The sequence below is a fragment of the Stakelama flava genome, from assembly GCF_019351405.1.
Classification (GTDB): domain Bacteria; phylum Pseudomonadota; class Alphaproteobacteria; order Sphingomonadales; family Sphingomonadaceae; genus Sphingomonas; species Sphingomonas flava_A.
On record NZ_JAHWZX010000002.1, the window covers coordinates 197,871 to 215,544 of the forward strand.

Genomic DNA, 17,674 nt, shown 5'->3' on the forward strand with positions numbered 1-17,674 from the left:
CGTCATTGCGGGCCGAGAAGCGATTCCAGATATGCGGTCCGATCGCGGATCACGGTCGCGCGGCAGGTGTAGAAATGGATCACCTGCCCTTCGCGGCCGAAATAGCCGGTGCTCCACGCCTGACAGCTCTTGTCCTTGAACCTGACCCATAAGCGTTGCTCTTCCAGCAGCGCCGCCTTGGTCTTCGTATCCAGCCCCGGATACACCTTCTTCCACATGGCGTTCAGCGCGGCATCGGCCTGCTTCACCTGCGCAGCGCCGCATTTGGCAAAGTCCGCGTTCGTGGTCGCAGCCTGTATGCAATCTTCTGATGCCGCCGGCGCGGCGGCGACCATCAACAGGGGCAGAAGAAGCATCGGCTGTCCTTCCTATAGCGCGGTAGCCCGACCGTCAGGCCGACGCCCCGCCCTGCTTGCTGCTCTCGTTCCAGCGCAACGCGCCGAGCACCGTTTCGACGATATGTTCGGCGTTCAAATGCGCTTCGTCATATTGTTTTTCTGGCTTGTCCTGATCCTGAAACGCGTCGGGAAGGCGCATCGTGCGCAGCTTCAGCCCCGCATCGGTCAGCCCTTCGTCACTCGCCATCGTAAGGACGTGCGCGCCGAGGCCGCCGATCGCCCCCTCTTCCACTGTCACCGCAACCTCATGGGTCGTGAGTAGCTTGCGGATAAGCGCCTCATCGAGCGGCTTGGCGAAGCGCAGATCGGCAACGCTGGTCGAAAGCCCCTTCGCCTCCAGCGCATCGGCGGCCTTCAACGCTTCGGCAAGGCGGGTGCCCAGCGACAGAATCGCGACCTTCTTGCCCTCGCGCACCATCCGGCCCTTGCCGATGGGCAGCTTTTTCAGCGTTTCGGGAACGCCGACACCGGTGCCGCCGCCGCGCGGATAGCGCAGCGCGATCGGGCCGTCGTCATATTCGGCCGCGGTATAGGTCATGTGCGCCAGTTCCGCTTCATCCGCGGCGGCCATCACGACGAAATTGGGCAGCGTCGCCAGATAGGTGACGTCGAAACTGCCCGCATGGGTCGCGCCGTCGGCGCCGACCAGCCCCGCCCGGTCGATCGCGAAGCGAACCGGCAGGTTCTGGATCGCGACATCATGGACCACCTGATCATAGGCGCGCTGAAGGAAGGTCGAATAGATCGCGCAGAAGGGCCGCATTCCCTGCGCCGCCAGCCCCGCCGCGAACGTCACCGCATGCTGTTCGGCGATACCCACGTCGAACGCGCGGTCGGGATGCGCCTTGGCGAATTTATCGACGCCGGTGCCGCCCGGCATCGCGGCGGTGATCGCACAGATGCGATCATCGCTGTCGGCGAGTTTGCTCAGCGTTTCGCCGAACACATCCTGATATTTGGCCGGTCCCGGCGGCCCTTTATGCTGCGCGCCGGTGATGACGTCGAATTTCTGCACGCCGTGATATTTGTCGGCGGCGTTTTCGGCCGGGGCATAGCCCTTGCCCTTTTGCGTGACGACATGGACGAGCACCGGCCCTTCCTTGGCATCGCGCACATTTTCGAGCACCGGGATAAGATGGTCGAGATTATGCCCGTCGATCGGCCCGACATAATAAAAGCCGAGTTCTTCGAACAAGGTGCCGCCCGCAACCATGCCGCGCGTATATTCTTCCGCCCGGCCAAGCGACTGGTGCACGCGGCGCGACAGTTTCTTGGCGACCTTGCTCGCCAGACTGCGCAGACCGAGATATTCGGACGAGGATACCACGCGCGCCAGATAAGCCGACAGCCCGCCCACCGGCGGCGCGATCGACATGTCATTGTCGTTCAGGATGACGACCAGCCGGTTACCCGCCTGTTCGGCATTGTTCATCGCCTCATAGGCCATCCCTGCGCTCATCGCGCCATCGCCGATCACCGCGATCGCCTTGCCCGGCCTGTCGTTCAGTTTGTTCGCGATCGCAAAGCCAAGCGCGGCGGAGATTGAGGTCGAACTGTGCGCCGCGCCGAACGGGTCATATTCGCTCTCGGCGCGCTTGGTGAAGCCCGACAGCCCCCCGCCCTGGCGCAGCGTGCGGATACGATCACGTCGCCCGGTCAGGATTTTGTGCGGATAGCATTGATGCCCGACGTCCCAGATCAGCCGATCTTCGGGCGTATCGAAGATATAATGGATCGCCACCGTCAGTTCGACGACGCCGAGGCCCGACCCCAGATGCCCGCCGGTCGTGCCGACGGCGGAAATCATCTCTTCGCGCAATTCATCGGAAAGCTGGCGAAGCTGTGCGGGTTTCAGCTTGCGCAGGTCGGTCGGCGTTTTCACCGTGTCGAGCAGCGGGGTTTCGGGAAGGTCGTTCATTTCCATGGTTCTATCCCACCCTATCGACCGTGTCGATTGATACGGGATTGACGCCGCGTCAGTCGCAGTCGGCGCACTTGCCGCGCACTTCGATCACCGGGCGACTTGGAGAAAAGCCCGCCTCCTGAGCCGCGCTTCGCACGGTTCTGGTGATCGCGTCATTGTCGATATGCACCGCCTGCCCGCAACTGTCGCAGATCAGGAAAATGCAGTCGTGCAGACAGTCGGGATGCGCATTGGCGATATAGGCATTGGCGCTTTCGACGCGGCGCGCCAGATTGGCGCTGACGAACAGGTCAAGGATGCGATAGACGCTGTTCGCCGCGACGCGGCGCCCCGCCCGAGCCGACATGGCTTCGGCGATGTCATAGGCAGAGGCAGGCTTTTCAAAGGTCGCCAGCGCCTCGAACACCTGTTCGCGCATGGCGGTCCATTGTTCGCCCGATTTTTCGAGCGTTCCACGCGCCACCCGCGTCAGGTCGGCGCCTTCATGTTCGTGATGCACGTGACTGGCCATGCCTCCAAGATAGGCGCGCGCGCGAATAACGGCAAGCATGCGCGACGGTGCCGGCCACCATCCCAGCCCAATGGTTTGCGGCGGGATTTGCTCGCATCCTGCAGTAAGCCGGCATTGCCCTGCCACGGCAGCGAAGCTAACCGAAAGTCGAGCGGCACGGGCCAGTACCGACATTTCCTTCGCGAAGCCGCACACGGAAAGGAGCCGATCGTGAGAAGCCGATTGCGAACCAGGGCGACGGCCCTGGCCTGTTCGGGCCTGCTGCTTCTTTCCTTCACCTCCTGCAGCCTTGGCGATCCCGTGCCGCCGCCAGACGTGAACCAGAACGGTGGTGAACCCGGTGAAGCGAGCAGCGGTTGCCCTCAGGCGCCCGATCAGGTCCCCGGTGCGCAAGCCATAGTGTATGATACAAAAGGCAGGCCGTTACGGCTCTTCGTCCTGCGACCTGCCGATCGGGAAAAGAGGCACCCCGCAATCCTGTTCTTTTTTGGCGGCGGCTGGCGAACCGGTTCGGTTCGCGCCTTTCAGGATCAGGCTAAAGCATTCCAGCATCGTGGTTTTGTCACGATACTGGCCGATTACCGCGTTCGTTGCCGGGACGACACCACCCCCCTCGCTTCCACCCGCGATGCGCGAAAGGCGTATGAATGGGTGTTCGATCATGCAACCATGCTGCACATCGACAAGAGCCGTATCGTATTATCCGGCGGATCGGCAGGAGGTCAGCTCGCCGCAGCGGTGGCGATGCTTGCTTCAAAGAAGCGCAGACCGGCAGCCCTTGTCCTTTTCAATCCTGCGGTTGACCTGGTGACGCCTGCGGCATGGTATCTGAAACCCTTTGCGCGCAGAATCTCGCCCAGTGCGCTGGACGCGAAAAACGCCCCGCCGACGATCATATTTCACGGTCAGTCGGATACGCGCGTTCCCATCACCACGGTGCGTTCTTTCTGCGGGGCGATCGTGCGCGTCGGGGGCGCGTGCCGGTTGTGGGAATATCCCGGCCAGGTCCACGGCTTCTACCACGACACGAACCCCATCGGATATCTGGGACGGTCACCATTCGACGACACGCTGGCCAAAGCGTTCGAATTTCTGAAAGACACTGCAATCTTCGGCGTTACCCGCCGAACACCGCGCCCTAATGCGTCGCGCGGCGGTTCAGGTCGTGGCCCAGCACCAGGAAGAACACGCCCAGCATCGTGAACAGCGTTTCGACCTCGCCATGCGGGACATGGAGCGCGCCCGTCATCATCCCCAGTCCGAAACCGCCGACCGCAGCGGGCATCATATAGCCATGGCTGACAATGCCCTTGCCCAGCGCAAGCACGCCGAACAGGATGGCGAATGCAAGGCCGTATTCATGAATGTGCGGATCGAGCAGCGCGCCCGCCGACGCCATCACCACCAGCAGCAGCGATGTCGCAATGCAGTGAACGATGCACAGTCCGCTGATCCCGATGGCGATCGAATCGAAGCGCGAATCGATCCGGTTCCATGCATGGGAGAGGGCGGCGCTTGTCATGACAACAGTCGCTATAGGCGCGCTCCAAAATCGAGACAATATAACATATGATGCCTGTCGGTGCGATTTCCGCGCCGCGCCTCACCCGGTCTGGCATGCGCGATCCGCGCGCGGTAGAGCCTGCATCGTGTTGCAACCGACTCGCGATCCCGTCTCCGCGCGCCCGCTCGCGCTCGCCAACTGGCTGTTCGTCGTGGCCGCATTGATCGTGGCCATGGTGGTGGTCGGCGGCGTCACCCGGCTGACCGAATCGGGGCTGTCGATCACGCAATGGGACCCGGTCAGCGGCATCGTGCCGCCGCTAACCCATAACCAGTGGCGGGCGGAATTCGCACATTACCGCCAGATCGACCAATATGCCGCCGTTCACGCCGGAATGACGCTGGCGCAGTTCAAGGGCATTTTCTTTTGGGAATATTCGCACCGGCTGCTCGGCCGGGTGATCGGCATGGCATTCTTCTTGCCCCTCGCCTGGTTCTGGGTCCGCGGCGTGATTCCGCACGGCTATAAATGGCGGCTGGTCGCGCTGCTGGCGCTGGGCGGGCTGCAGGGCGCCTTTGGCTGGCTGATGGTGCGATCGGGGTTACAGCCGGGCATGATCGAGGTCAGCCATTACTGGCTCGCCATCCATCTGATCACCGCATTGTTCACGATGGCCGGGATCGTCTGGACCGCACTCGATCTTCGCCTGCTTAACCGTGCACATTTGGCCCAGCCCGCGCGGCTGACGGCAGCGGGCGCGTTTACCGGCTTCGTGCTGTTCGTTCAGCTTGTTTATGGCGCGTTCATGGCGGGGCTTCGCGCCGGGCTGGTCACCGATCAGTGGCCGCTGATGAACGGCCATTTTTTCCCCACCCGCGAATTCGCCGCACGCGGCTTTTTCGATGCGATTTTCAACGATCCCTATGTCGTTCACTGGATCCATCGCTGGTGGGCCTGGGTCGTGGTGGCGGCGCTCGTCTGGCTGGCGCGCAAGGTGCGCGCCCTCGATCGCCGCGCATCGATCGCCATTCACACCGCTTTCGGGATTCAGATAGTGCTCGGCATCGCGACGGTGATGACGGGCGTACCGATCTGGCTCGCCGCACTGCATCAGCTCGTGGGCGCGTTGCTTGTGGTCGCGGTGACCTGGGGCGCACATGCGATCGGCACGAAAAGGCAGGCCGTATGAGCGAAATTGCCATCGTGTACGCGACCTTCCCCGACCGGCAGAGCGCCGACACCGTCGCGCATGCCGTGGTCCGTGAACGGCGCGCCGCCTGCGCCAATATTCTCGGCGAATGCATGTCGGTGTATCACTGGGAAGGAAGCGTCCAGTCCGAACGCGAGGTCGCCGCACTGTTCAAGGCACCGGCCGACGCGGCAGAGCAACTGCGCGACCGGATCGTCGCGCTTCACCCCTATGACCTTCCCGCCGTCGAAAGCTGGACCGTTAGCGTGAACCGCGCCGTTGCGGATTGGGCCGATGCCGCCGTTGTACGCGACTGAAGCGCCGCTTCCGCACCCCATGGTCGCCGCGCGCGCCGAACCGTCGGCAATCTTCGCGCCGCCGCTCGACCGGACGCTAACCTATCGCACGGAACTTCGGCGCGAGGGCGATCGGGGACCATTCCGCCTTACGCTGTCGCGTGAACTCAGCTTCCGGCGAGACGGCGCAGGCTATCTTGCGACACTGGTCCTGCGAACGGCAGACGGTGAAGGCGATGGCGCATCGCGCGCACTCGCCGGACTGGCCCCGTTCATCGCGGTGCCTATTCGCTTCCACCTTGATGCAGGCGGCACGATCAAGGCCGTGGAATCGCGCGATTTGCTATGGCAGCTATTTTGCAACGGGATCGCCGTTCAGGCGAAGGGAGATGCGACGCAGCGACATGTGGCAAAACTCGTCCTCGAAAAGCTGCGCGATGCCCCGGCGGCGCAGCGAACCGCGATGTTCGCCGACATGCTGGCCCCGGTCCTCGCCTCGCACGCGGCGGCGCGCGGCGTCGGACCGGACAGTGCGGTAACCGCTCCCGCTGACCCCACCTTCGGCGCGAGCGCTACACTCTCCGGACATCGGCGAACCTGGCGCGAGGGCGCGGCGCTGATCGTATCGACTCATCTGGAAGGCGATGTCGGCGCACCCGCGGGCGGCGCAGGCAGCGAAATCCATATCGTTCGCGATACGCGAACGGCACTCGACCCCGCGACCGGAATTGTCGGCGAGCAGCGCCAGACCACCATCCGCCGAACCGGAGACGGGACCATCCGCCAGAGCGTGGTTTATTCGCTTAAATAAGCATTCGGTATCCAGATACCCGTTCGCTATCGCCCGGTTTCGCTTGACTTGACGCACGTTATGCGCCAAATGGCCACCGTTCGCGCCGCTCCGGCCTGGGGCGGCGCTCATCGTTTCACATAGCCAAAACGGATCAAAGCCCATGAAGGCGCTTATGAAAACCACCAAGTCGGTAAAGCCGACAGAGGTGGAAAAGAAATGGCACATCGTCGACGCCGAAGGGCTTGTCGTCGGTCGTGCGGCGACGATCATCGCCAATGTCCTGCGCGGCAAGCACAAGACCAGCTTCACCCCGCATGTCGATTGCGGTGACAATGTCATCGTCATCAACGCCGGCAAGGTGAAGTTCACCGGCAGGAAGATGACCGACAAGGTCTATTACAAGCACACCGGCTATGCCGGCGGCATCAAGGAAACGACTCCGGCCAAGGTGCTGGAAGGCCGCTTCCCCGAGCGCGTGCTGGAAAAGGCGATCGAGCGGATGATCCCGCGCGGTCCGCTTGGCCGTCAGCAGATGCGCAACCTGCGCATCTATCCCGGCGCCGAGCATCCGCACGAAGCGCAGAACCCCGAAGTCCTCGATATCGCGAGCATGAATCGCAAGAACAAGGTGGGCGCCTGATGTCTGACAATCGCCAGTCCCTTTCCGATCTGGGCAATATCGCCAAGGGCGAAACCCAGCAGAACCAGCCGGCCCCCGATGCGCCCGCGCCCGACGCGGTGGCACAGGCCGACGCCGATACGCCGCAGCAGGAAACCGCTCCGCTGCGCGAACAGGAAATCGATCAATATGGCCGCGCCTATGCCACCGGCCGCCGCAAGGACGCGGTCGCCCGCGTCTGGCTGAAGCCCGGTTCGGGCAAGATCGAAATCAACGGCCGCGACCAGTCGATCTATTTCGCGCGTCCCTCGCTGCGTCTCGTCATCAACCAGCCGTTCGACATCACCGAACGCCGTGGCCAGTATGACGTGATCTGCACGGTCAAGGGCGGCGGGCTTTCGGGTCAGGCAGGTGCTGTGAAGCATGGCATCAGCCAGGCGCTGACCCGCTATGAACCCACGCTTCGCACCACGGTGAAGCGCGCCGGTTTCCTCACGCGCGACAGCCGCGCGGTCGAGCGTAAGAAATACGGCAAGGCAAAGGCGCGTCGTAGCTTCCAGTTCTCGAAGCGCTAAAAGCCTTTTCGATATCGAAACGAATTCAGGGTGGCTTCCGAAAGGGAGCCGCCCTTTTTCGTGTGCACCCAATCCGATTGTAACTATTTTGCCACAGACTCCGGCACCGGAAACATAGCGGAAATGTTTCCGGATTGTTACCAGCTACGCCGCGCATTAGCCTCTTGTTCATAAACAGGAACTTGGGGGTTTCATGACAACATATCGTTCGCGCGCCGGCGCTCGTCTGCGCAATAATGTTCTTCTCGCCTCGTCCACCGCGCTTGTCTGCCTGGTGGTGAGCGGCGCCGCGAACGCGCAGAGCGCTCAGCCTAATTTCGCACTGGACATTGCTCAGGCCACCGCGCCAAATTTCGCATTGAATATCACGCAAGGCGACGCCCCTGACTTCGCAGTCGATGTACCGCAAAGCGCGACGCAGGAATCGCAAAATAGCTTTCGTTTGCCGACCCCGGTCGCGCCCGAACCCCAAGTGGTGATTGCCAATCCCGGCACCCCCGATACGGCCGTCGACGGCAACGACGTCACCGGCATCGGTCAGATGATCATTGATCAGCAGAACGGGTATGTTGGCCTTTGCACCGGCACGCTGATCAACCCGCGCACGGTCCTCTTCGCCGCGCATTGCGTGAACGAAGAGGCAGCGACCGATTACGGCGCAGCGTCGGGCGGCAAGCCGATCGGTTTCGGGTTCGGCGTTAATAACAACACCTCGCCCACTTATGCTTTTGGCGATTGGCTGAATGGCGGCTATACTACGGACGTGTCGGCGGCGATGTATAATGCCGAGTATGTCGCTTACAATCCGGGGTCGCTTGAACCGGAAGCGCAAAGCTTTCTGTACAGCGACGTGGCGCTCGCCGGTCTCGACACGCCCGCGGCGGGGATCCCGACCTGGACGCTTCTGTTCTCCGCGCTTCCAGCGCCGGATGGGGAACCTACCGCTGCGGGGACAGGGTATCATGTCCAGATACAGGGCTATGGAACCATTGGCACAGGTGAGGCCGGGGCAACAGCGGGATCGGACTATCGCCGTCGCGTTGCAGAAAACATGCTCGGCGCACTAACAAACCTCGATACCTTTGAGACTTTCCTCAATTCACCTTCGAACGGTCTCTATCAGAATTTGTATTTTCTCGATTTTGACGATCCCCGTCGTGGTACGGCGACAGCCAATCCATACGACATCAACGCGTTCCGCGACGATGCGACACCGCATGAGGGCATAACTGCCCCTGGAGACTCGGGCGGTCCGCTCATTCTCGACGACACATTCAACCGGCCGGTTGTCATTGGCGTGCTGTCAGGAGGCTATCCAACCATCTATGGCGGCGCACCCTATGGCTACGGCGCGGTCAACTTTTATCAACCGCTCTATCTCTACTGGGACTGGATAGCGGCGAACAATCCATATCATTATGCAAGCGCCAAGGCGGGCGACGGGGCGTGGAGCGATCCCGACCACTGGGTTACCACTATTGATCCAAACTATGCCGTGATTGATGAAAACGGTAATTTGGTAACCGGTCTTCCAGCAACACCCGGCGAGGGCGTCAACGGCACCGATGGTCAGTTTGGCCAAATCTGTGTCGAAGGTCCGCTGATCGGGGGAGTTTCCGACTGTCTAGACGTCAGCACCGGCAACGAGACGGTGGTCTATCCTACCACTGGCACCGGTGACTTTTCCAATGACAAAGGTACGGCTTCGACAGCTTCTCTTCAGAGCGGTGACGATAATGTCGCCACCGCCCCATCACGGACTGCAGCCGCTGACGAGCAGGCCCCGGCCCTACCCGATCCGACGCTGGCCAATGGCTTGCCGGGCGCAACCGGTTTCGTGCCGAACAATGCGGACGGCGACCGCATAAGTGGAACCGCGCCGAGATATTTCGACGTGACCCTTTCCGCCGCCGGCACCACGACGCTTGATCAGGCGGTCACCATCGACCGCTTCACCGTGGCCAACGCCGAAGCCGCGTTGGACATCGGGACAGACGGCTCGCTGACCAGCCTGATGGATATCACCCAATATTCGGGCATGATGCGGGTCAACGGTACGTTATCGACCAACGGCGACTATTTCCTGATGTCCGGCGGTCTGCAGGGCAGCGGTACGATCAATACGCCGTACTTCACCAGCATGGCCGGCGTTATCGCACCGGGTGGTGTCGGTACCGTCGGGACGCTGACCTTCAATGGCAATATCGTCCTGACATCGGGCAGCACTTATATGGTCGATCTGGGAGAGGATGGCGTTTCGGACCTTATCGCCGTTCACGCGACGGCTGAGGATCAGAATGGCGAACCTCTGAACGGACTTGCCGGCCTTGGCGGAGCTGTGGTGTTCACGCCGACTGAGGGAACGTTGCTTCGTGACGGATACAGCTACACGGTCATCACCGCCGATGGCGAGGTTGACGGCACCTTCGACATGGCGACCACTGCCTTCAGCGCGATCCTGCGGCCCGAACTCAGCTATGGTCCCAATTCGGTTACCGTGACGATCGAAGCGGGCAAATATGCCGATGTCATCGCTTCCGGCGCGCCGATCCAGAGCGCCTATGCGCAACTGCTCGATCAGAACCGTGTCCAGTATGACGAATATGCCGATCTGTACGGCACGCTCGACATGATGGATGCGGGCAGGATTCAGGGCACGCTGGAAGGTCTGGCCCCGCGTGCTCAGGCGGCAGCCCCCGCGATGGGCACCGTCGCACTTGATTCGAACGCGCGCTTCATTACACAGCGGATCGCGCGGGTCAGCCAAGGTAATTCAGGCGGCACGCTGGCGCTGTATGGAAAACCGATGCAGATGGCGTCGGCAGCCACGCTCAACCCGACTATGGCAGCCGATGTCGCGGTCGATGCATCGGCGCAGCCCGAAGTGCGGCAGGACGTCCTGCCCGAAGACGCCAGTGCGTTCATCGCGGGCGGCTATATCGACGGCCACAGCCGCGGCATGCCCACCGCCAACCCCTATGCCCGCAATGAATTCGACGGATTCTTCCTTGCCGGCGGCATCGAAAAGGCGATCGGCGATAGCGGCCTGTTCGGCATCGCCTTTTCCTACACCGATATCGATGGCGATGCGGGTACGCCGGGGCAGAGCGCGGACAGCCACCTGTATCAGCTGACCTTCTATTCGGGCACCACGTTCGAAAACGGCATCGCGCTCGATTCGCAGATCAGCGGCGGCGCATTCTCGGTCGATACGCGGCGTCAGGTTTCTGTGGGATCGGACAGCTATGATCTGCGGGCGAACGACACCGCATTCGCGCTGACCGGCGAAGTCGGGCTGAGCAAGGATTTCGGCGCTGGCTCTTCGGTCGCTTTCACGCCGCGAATTTCCGGGCGCTACACCCGGATCGGCTTCACTCCCACCGCGGAGCGGGGCGAAGGGCCGGCGCTGCAATATGACCTTGGCAATTATGACAGCCTACAGGGTCGCGCAGGCCTTACCATCGCGGCAAAGGGCGGCATCGAACCCTATATCACGGGCACCTTCGTCCATGACTTCAAGGACAAGCCCGCGGCTTTCGGCGCGAACTTCGTCGGCGGTGTCGGTCCCAACGCACTGTTCGCGATGCCGGGTTCGGACAAGAACTGGGGCGAAATCGGCGGCGGCATATCGACCAGCGGCCGCTTCATGCTCAGTGCCGAAGCGTTCACCACCGTCGGCCGCGCGGATGTGGAATATCAGACCTATCGCGCAACGCTTCGCATCGCCTTCTGAACGAAGGTTGTCGGACGACAATCATGGGCGGTCCGGTAACGGGCCGCCCTTTCACGAAAAAGGAATGCGATGAAGTACCGCCGCGCGAAGCGGCATTGTCACTACCCGCAGCGGTACAGTGCAAAGAGCATCGCATGAGTTTCGCTTCATGGCCGCTGATGCGGTGGTGCCATGTCAGATCAGGCCATTCCGGTTTCGCCGATAAAAACCGGGGCGACACTGAACGATCCTGTTGAACGCGGCGCTGAAAGCGCTTTCAGATTCGTACCCCACCTGGCTGGCCACTTCTGCGATGCTGTATTTTCCTTCTTTCAGGAAATCGCACGCAACCTGCATTCGCCAGCGCGTGAGATACTCGATCGGCGAAACGCCGATGAATTTCCTGAAATTCGCTGCAAGACCGGCCCGCGACATGCCGGCCGTTTCGGCCAGTCGCGCAAGCGTCCAGGCCTTGCCATAATCGACATGAATCGCCCGCATCACCCTGGACAATTTCGGATGCGACAGCGCGATCATCCAGTTTTTGTCATCGTTGCCCGCTGCGAGATGAAGCCGCAGGATTTGCAGCAGAAGTATCGGGGCAAGATATCCCATCATCAGCGCCTGCCCGGTGCGGCATGCATAAAATTCTGCAACGAACGTCTCAACAGTCCAGCGCAGCGTCGCAGCCCGGTCGGAATGCGCAGGGATCAGGATGACAGGGGGAAGCGAGCGCACAAACGTCTTCGAAAATGTGCCGTCGAAGCGAAACATCGTGCCGATCGAGACAACGTCGCCACCGCCGTTGCAAATGGCCATGCCGTCCTCACGCCTCGCGCGCGCCAACGCTTCCACCGACGTTCGCTCACCGGGATTTTGGTCTTTGGACAATATAAAACCCCGACCTCCCGAAATCAGGAAACAGTCTCCGCTGTTCAGCAGATGACGCTCCGCCAACCCCTCTACGGCAAGCCAGCATTCCCCTTTCGTTACAACCTTGAAGGTCAGGGCTTCGCCGGGTGAAAATTCGATCGCCCATGCGCCACCCGCATCGAAAGCGCCGGTTGCGAACGCCTCCAGCTTCAACCGGGAAAGCACGACAGACAGAATATCGTCGGGGGAAAAGGCGCCAATCCACATTGTTTGGATGATCTCACATAAAAACGCATCCAACTAGCATTATCGTACAATATTATTTGCCGTAGCGATCATTTTCCACAAACGACATTCAAGGAAAATTGATGCGCGTTTTTATCACCGGCGCGACAGGCTGGGTCGGGTCCGCTCTGACAGGCCAGCTGGTCGAGGCAGGGCATCAGGTGGTCGGCCTCGTGCGGTCCGAAGAGAAAGCCCGGCTGCTCACTTCGCTTGGCGGTGAACCGCTGTCAGGTGCGCTCAACGATCTCGACACGCTGAAACGCGGCACGAAGGGCGCGGATGCCGTGGTCCATACCGCCTTTGGCCGCGGTCTGGGCCAACCTGCCGCGTTCGCGGAAGCGGCAAGGCAGGATCGCCAGGCAATTGAGGCGTTCGGCGAAGTCTTTGAAGGGTCGAACCGGCTTATCCTGGTTACCGGCGGAATCGGGGTGTTGCCTGAGGGTCAGGTGCTGACCGAGGAGACGCCCCCCCTTCCCGTCAATCCCGCGTTTCCGCGCGATTCCGAACAGACCGCAGCGGCACTTGCAGAGCGCGGCATACGCGCCGCGACCGTACGGCTCCCCCGCTCGGTCCATGGCGCGGGGGAAAGCCACGGATTTCTCCCCCAACTCATGAAACTGGCGCGCCAAAAGGGAGAGAGCGGTTATATCGGCGACGGCAAGAATGTCTGGCCATCGGTCCACCGGCTCGACGCGGCCCGCCTCTATAAATGCGCTCTCGAAAAAAATGGCGGGGCGAGCACGTTCAACGCCGTGGCCGAACAAGGCATCGCCTTCAGGGACATCGCTGAAGCGATCGGCCGGCGGCTCGGCCTTCCCACCCGCTCCATCGCGCCCGATGAGGCCATGGAATATTTCGGCCCCCTGGCGATGCCGGTTCGCGGCAATGGCCCCGTTTCCAGCAACCTTACAAAACGCCGCCTGGATTGGGAGCCGCGCGAACCGGGTCTTATCGAAGATATCGAGGACAATTATTGAGCGTCTGGTTTGCGAAGGGATGCGTGGGCATGCCGGTCGGGGGCGGTCCGGTAACGGGCCGCCCTTTTTCGCGCGAAACGTTTCGTCCCCGCCTGTCAGGCGTGCTCGGTCAGATAGCGGTGACGGACGTCGATCGCGCCGTCGCGCACCACAATCTGGTTGAAAGAAGGTGCGGCGTCGCGAGTGCGTTCCGACAGCGTGCCCGCGCCGATCAGCCGCACCGTGCGACCGGCGACCGGATGGGCGACATCGAATGGGTCATGAACATGCCCGCTGAGCACGGCATGCGCGCCCGCCTTCGCCAGCGCTTCGAGCGCCTCGGCCCCGCCGCGTGTTCGCGATGTGGAACGCGTTCCCGGCTCCAGCAGCGGGTGGTGACACGCCACCAGCATCATGTCGCTCCCGTCATGGGCAGCCATCTCCTCCACCGCCTGTTTCAGCGCGCCGCGCCCGACCCGCCCTTTCGACCAGTTGAGGCGAAGCTGGAAACGCGCCGTCGTTCGCATCGGCACAATCGTGACGCCGCTCAGATCAAGCGGCCGTTCAACCATCCGCTCCACCGCACGATAGCGGCCATAGGGACGAATAAGGCGCGCCAGCGGATTTAGATAGGGAAGGTCGTGGTTGCCCACCTCCACAGTGACCGGGCAACCCAGATCGGCGAGCCAGTCAGCGGCAGCGGCAAATTCATGTCGCCGCGCGCGCATGGTCAGGTCCCCCGTCATGATGATCGCATCGGGCCGTTCCGTGGCAACGACATGCGCGAACCAGTCAAGCGCCGTCCGGTCCTCCGCACCGAAATGCAGGTCGCTGACATGAAATAACCTGGTCACCTTTCACCTCACCTGTGCGTATAGCTTGCAGCCGTTGCGCGCTTTTCGTTTCAACGCACCGCACCGGCGAAAAGAGCCAATGGTGGGGCGCGTGCGTTGCGCGTTACCCGGGAGTGCGACCCAGCTGACGCGAATAGAACCAGCCGATCCCGATCAGGCAGATGCCAAGCGCAAAGAAGGACGCGATCCTGCCCAGCCCCTCCAGCCCGGCAGCGTCAAACAGGAACACCTTGCACACCGCGAGCAGCATGAGCACCAGCGATCCGATCCGCCAACTGCGCTGCTGCGACTTCGCACCCCATGCCAGAAAGGCGAGCGCCAGCGCGATCGCAAGGATCGAACGAAGCAGGTCCTCCACCTGACCGACATGCCCCGGCAGGATGGTGCCGGCAAAAACCTGTCGCAGCGTGCTGATCGCATAAACCGACAGCAGCAGCATGATCGCCGCATCGAATGCCGTGCGCCGCCTGCCCTGTCCGATTTGCCCACGCAGCCAAATGGTCGTGCCGATAACAATGCCATAGGCGGGTAGCAGCAGGTTCAGCAGGGGCAGACCACCCACCGCCTGCGCCGCCCACAGGGGATTGTGCAGCGCCATGCCGAACCATGCGAAATGCGCCAGCGCAACCACCGCCAGCGCATAGGACGCCTTTTTGCGTCCCGGAACGTCGACCGGTGCGCGCATGACCCCGATCGCGCCGAGCGCCAGAATCGCCTCCCACACCGTCCGTTCGGCCAGTCCTCGACGCACGAAATCGGCCGTATTGGCGATGGCAAAAAGCTGTTTGAACAGGATATGGCCAAGGACCAGCGTTACCGCGAACGCCAGACCGGCAATCGCGGCATGGGTGCGCGAACCGATCCGCCCCGCCAATACCGTCACACCGATCAGCGCCACGGCAAACGGGGCGAGATATCGGATCGCGTGGGCAAGCGCGGGAAGATCGCCGATCAGGAAGGGTTCGCCCGACAGCGCGGCAAGGCCCCCGCCCGACCATTGCAGCAGCGGAACCGCCGCCCATAGCGCGGCGATGGCGAGCAGCGTCGCGATCGCGGCCCGTGCGAATGCGGCGCGCCAGGCGATCGCGAGTATCACCATAGCCACGACCAGCGGCAACCAATGTTGCGGTGTAACCATCGCCACCGCGCCATAGCCCAGCAGTGCCGCGAGCGCTTCACCCGGCCGGCGCTCCGCCTTGCGGCGCGCTTCGATGCGCAGCAGTACGAAAGGCACTGCCGCCATGGTCCAGCGCAGCGCGGCGCGCCAATCGATGTGCCGCGCGGTGCCCATCATCGTCGTCGCCTCGCTCCACCGGCTCGTCGCGATCAGCAGCGCAACCCCGGTCAGGGCGATTCCCCATTGCAACGCGCGCGGCAGAACCGCGTCGCGACCGCGCAGCAGTATGAAGACAGCGATGGCTGCGATCATGCTTGCCAGCGGCGCGCTCCATCCCGGCAATGCCAGCAATATCGTCAGCACCGTCATCACGGACGCGCCGGCAAGCGCCGCGAACGGGCCGGCTGTGAATTGTTCGTCGCGCGCGGGCCAGTCACGCCGCGCCGCGAACCCAGGTGCGCCTGTCAAAACAAGAGCGGCGAGCGCGACAAGCGCATTCTGCCCGGCGACGATGTCGATGCCAAACCGGACGCACGAAGCGAAGACAAGCGCGATCGGATACAGCGCGACCTGTCCCCAATCGACGCGTTGCGCCTCGCGCCGAGCAATGACGAGCACAGGCGCGCCTGCAAAGATCAATGCCATCGCGCCTGCGATCACGGCGAACCATCCGGCGCTCGCCCCGGTCCACGCGGCGAGCAGCCAGACCGACAGCGCGGCCGCGACGCCCCCTGCCCGGCGCATTACGGGCACCCGCAGGCCGAGCGCGGCGATCGCCACCGCCAGCAGCAGATAGCACCCCCATGCAAGCAGGCTGTACCCCGATTCACCGACCAGCGCGGCGATCTGCGCCGTTGCCAGCGCCGCTGCGATGACGCGGCTGATCCGGCCCAGTGCTCCGGCCCCGATCAGCGCGGGCAGCATCGCCCCGATCAGGATCAGGTAAAAGCCAAGGGCAAGGATACCGCCGCTGCCGAACGGCGCGGCGAACAGCATCAGCACGGCCCAGCACAAGCCGCCCCCCAGCGCGGCAACGCCGAGCCAGGGCCGCTTCTGCCGTTGCCCGGTTGCGGCAAGCCCGCCGGTCACCAGCGCCAGATAGGTCACCAGCAGCGGCAGGTTCGGCGCGGTGTCGCCCGCCAGCGCCGGCGCGGCAAACCCGCCGACAAGGCCCAGCACCGCGCTGGGCAATCCAAACCGGAACGAAAGGCCGATCGCCAGCGCCGTCACCACCGCCATGCCGACAAAGGAAGCGACCGGACCGATCAGCGCGTAATGGCTGCCCGCAAGGTAGAAGCTGGCATACAGGGTGGCGAGGCCCGCCCCGGCAAGCGCCTGACGCACGCGGGCATCGCGAACCCGCGCTTCAAACCGAAGCGCGCATTCCGCCGCGATCAACAGCAGCACGCCGAAGCCGAAGCCCATCGCGGCGCGCACCGTCCGGGTGAGCATGCCCACCTCGATCGACCAGCGCACGAGGAAGAAACCCGCGATCGCAAGCGCGATGCCGCCGCCCCAGATCGGAAGGAGCCGCCCGAAAATCTCTTCGAAATCGAAACCCGGCTTCAACCGCTTCAGCCGGTCGGCGATTTCCAGCCGGTTCGGGATATTCGGCGCGGTGCGCGCATGTGGTCGAAGTTCCGGCGCAGGTACAGCTTTCGTCGCTATGGAAGTGGCAGGTTCGACAGGTTCGGCCGGCGGCGTCGTCGGTGCGTCCTCGCGCACATCCGGGCGGCGTTCGCCAACCGGCGCTGGCGCATCGGCAACCCGCATTCCGGCTTCCAGTTCGGCAACGCGGCGTTCCAGCAGCCCGATCCGGTGCCAGCACCACGCCAGCACGCCCGCCCCGATAAAGAAAAACAGCAGCTCCACCCGTGCCCCTTCGACCATTGCCGCGGTGTAGCTACCGCAAAAAGCCGATCGGTGCACGGTCAGCAGCACCCGATGACCATCGCCGCTGTCCAACATAGTTGTTGACCGGTCTTGCCTTGTCGTGGCAATCCGCAACCGCGTTTCGCAGCGGGTGCCCGATGCATCCCGATCTGCAGGAAGGCGGCTGGAACCGGTC

The 17,674-nt window shown here is 62.8% G+C and carries 15 protein-coding genes; 8 read left to right on the forward strand and 7 right to left on the reverse strand.

Going from position 1 to position 17,674, the window contains the following annotated elements:
- Positions 1–2: 2 nt before the first annotated feature.
- The 3 genes from KY084_RS03100 to KY084_RS03110 are packed head-to-tail and all read right to left on the reverse strand — an operon-like array spanning position 3 to position 2,833.
- On the reverse strand, positions 3–356 hold the full coding sequence (locus tag KY084_RS03100; RefSeq protein ID WP_219236960.1) for a lysozyme inhibitor LprI family protein: 354 nt from the start codon (positions 354–356) through the stop codon (positions 3–5).
- Positions 357–390: 34 nt separating this feature from the next.
- Positions 391–2,316: a 1-deoxy-D-xylulose-5-phosphate synthase gene (gene dxs / locus KY084_RS03105; protein ID WP_219236961.1), complete on the reverse strand. Its 1,926-nt coding sequence runs from the start codon at positions 2,314–2,316 to the stop codon at positions 391–393.
- 58 nt (positions 2,317–2,374) lie between these two features.
- On the reverse strand, positions 2,375–2,833 hold the full coding sequence (locus KY084_RS03110) for a Fur family transcriptional regulator (RefSeq protein WP_219236962.1): 459 nt from the start codon (positions 2,831–2,833) through the stop codon (positions 2,375–2,377).
- On the opposite strand from KY084_RS03110, the gene KY084_RS03115 reads away from it, so the two are divergent.
- Complete coding sequence (locus KY084_RS03115) at positions 2,807–4,036, forward strand: alpha/beta hydrolase (protein ID WP_219236963.1); 1,230 nt, start codon at positions 2,807–2,809, stop codon at positions 4,034–4,036. The genes KY084_RS03110 and KY084_RS03115 overlap by 27 nt on opposite strands.
- Here the strand turns inward: KY084_RS03115 and KY084_RS03120 are convergent.
- Positions 3,972–4,355 (reverse strand): MerC domain-containing protein, encoded by a 384-nt coding sequence (locus KY084_RS03120; RefSeq protein WP_219236964.1) that lies wholly within the window; start codon positions 4,353–4,355, stop codon positions 3,972–3,974. The genes KY084_RS03115 and KY084_RS03120 overlap by 65 nt on opposite strands.
- 127 nt (positions 4,356–4,482) lie before the next feature.
- On the opposite strand from KY084_RS03120, the gene KY084_RS03125 reads away from it, so the two are divergent.
- The 6 genes from KY084_RS03125 (at position 4,483) to KY084_RS03150 (ending at position 11,542) form a co-directional block, all read left to right on the forward strand.
- Complete coding sequence (locus tag KY084_RS03125; RefSeq protein ID WP_343227943.1) at positions 4,483–5,526, forward strand: COX15/CtaA family protein; 1,044 nt, start codon at positions 4,483–4,485, stop codon at positions 5,524–5,526.
- Positions 5,523–5,843 carry a divalent-cation tolerance protein CutA gene (cutA, locus tag KY084_RS03130; protein WP_219236966.1) on the forward strand — a complete coding sequence of 107 codons (321 nt, stop codon included), beginning with the start codon at positions 5,523–5,525 and terminating at the stop codon, positions 5,841–5,843. The genes KY084_RS03125 and cutA overlap by 4 nt, the downstream gene beginning before the upstream one ends.
- Entirely contained in the window at positions 5,821–6,633 is an 813-nt protein-coding gene (locus tag KY084_RS03135; protein WP_219236967.1) for a hypothetical protein, read from the forward strand. The genes cutA and KY084_RS03135 overlap by 23 nt, the downstream gene beginning before the upstream one ends.
- 142 nt (positions 6,634–6,775) lie before the next feature.
- Positions 6,776–7,255, forward strand: a complete 480-nt coding sequence (rplM, locus tag KY084_RS03140; RefSeq protein WP_219236968.1) for a 50S ribosomal protein L13 — start codon at positions 6,776–6,778, stop codon at positions 7,253–7,255.
- Positions 7,255–7,809: a 30S ribosomal protein S9 gene (gene rpsI, locus KY084_RS03145; RefSeq protein ID WP_219236969.1), complete on the forward strand. Its 555-nt coding sequence runs from the start codon at positions 7,255–7,257 to the stop codon at positions 7,807–7,809. Before rplM ends, rpsI begins: the two co-directional genes overlap by 1 nt.
- A gap of 193 nt (positions 7,810–8,002) precedes the next feature.
- Entirely contained in the window at positions 8,003–11,542 is a 3,540-nt protein-coding gene (locus KY084_RS03150; protein WP_219236970.1) for an autotransporter domain-containing protein, read from the forward strand.
- Between the two features lie 174 nt (positions 11,543–11,716).
- Here KY084_RS03150 and KY084_RS03155 read toward each other — a convergent pair whose 3' ends face one another.
- Positions 11,717–12,661, reverse strand: a complete 945-nt coding sequence (locus KY084_RS03155; protein WP_219236971.1) for an AraC family transcriptional regulator — start codon at positions 12,659–12,661, stop codon at positions 11,717–11,719.
- A 101-nt stretch (positions 12,662–12,762) separates the two neighbouring features.
- Here KY084_RS03155 and KY084_RS03160 point away from each other — a divergent pair, with 101 nt between their 5' ends.
- Positions 12,763–13,656, forward strand: a complete 894-nt coding sequence (locus KY084_RS03160) for an SDR family oxidoreductase (RefSeq protein ID WP_219236972.1) — start codon at positions 12,763–12,765, stop codon at positions 13,654–13,656.
- Between the two features lie 95 nt (positions 13,657–13,751).
- Here the strand turns inward: KY084_RS03160 and KY084_RS03165 are convergent, their stop codons facing one another.
- On the reverse strand, positions 13,752–14,489 hold the full coding sequence (locus KY084_RS03165; RefSeq protein WP_219236973.1) for a metallophosphoesterase family protein: 738 nt from the start codon (positions 14,487–14,489) through the stop codon (positions 13,752–13,754).
- A 103-nt stretch (positions 14,490–14,592) separates the two neighbouring features.
- Complete coding sequence (locus KY084_RS03170) at positions 14,593–17,478, reverse strand: DUF2339 domain-containing protein (RefSeq protein WP_219236974.1); 2,886 nt, start codon at positions 17,476–17,478, stop codon at positions 14,593–14,595.
- Between the last annotated feature and the right edge of the window lie 196 nt (positions 17,479–17,674).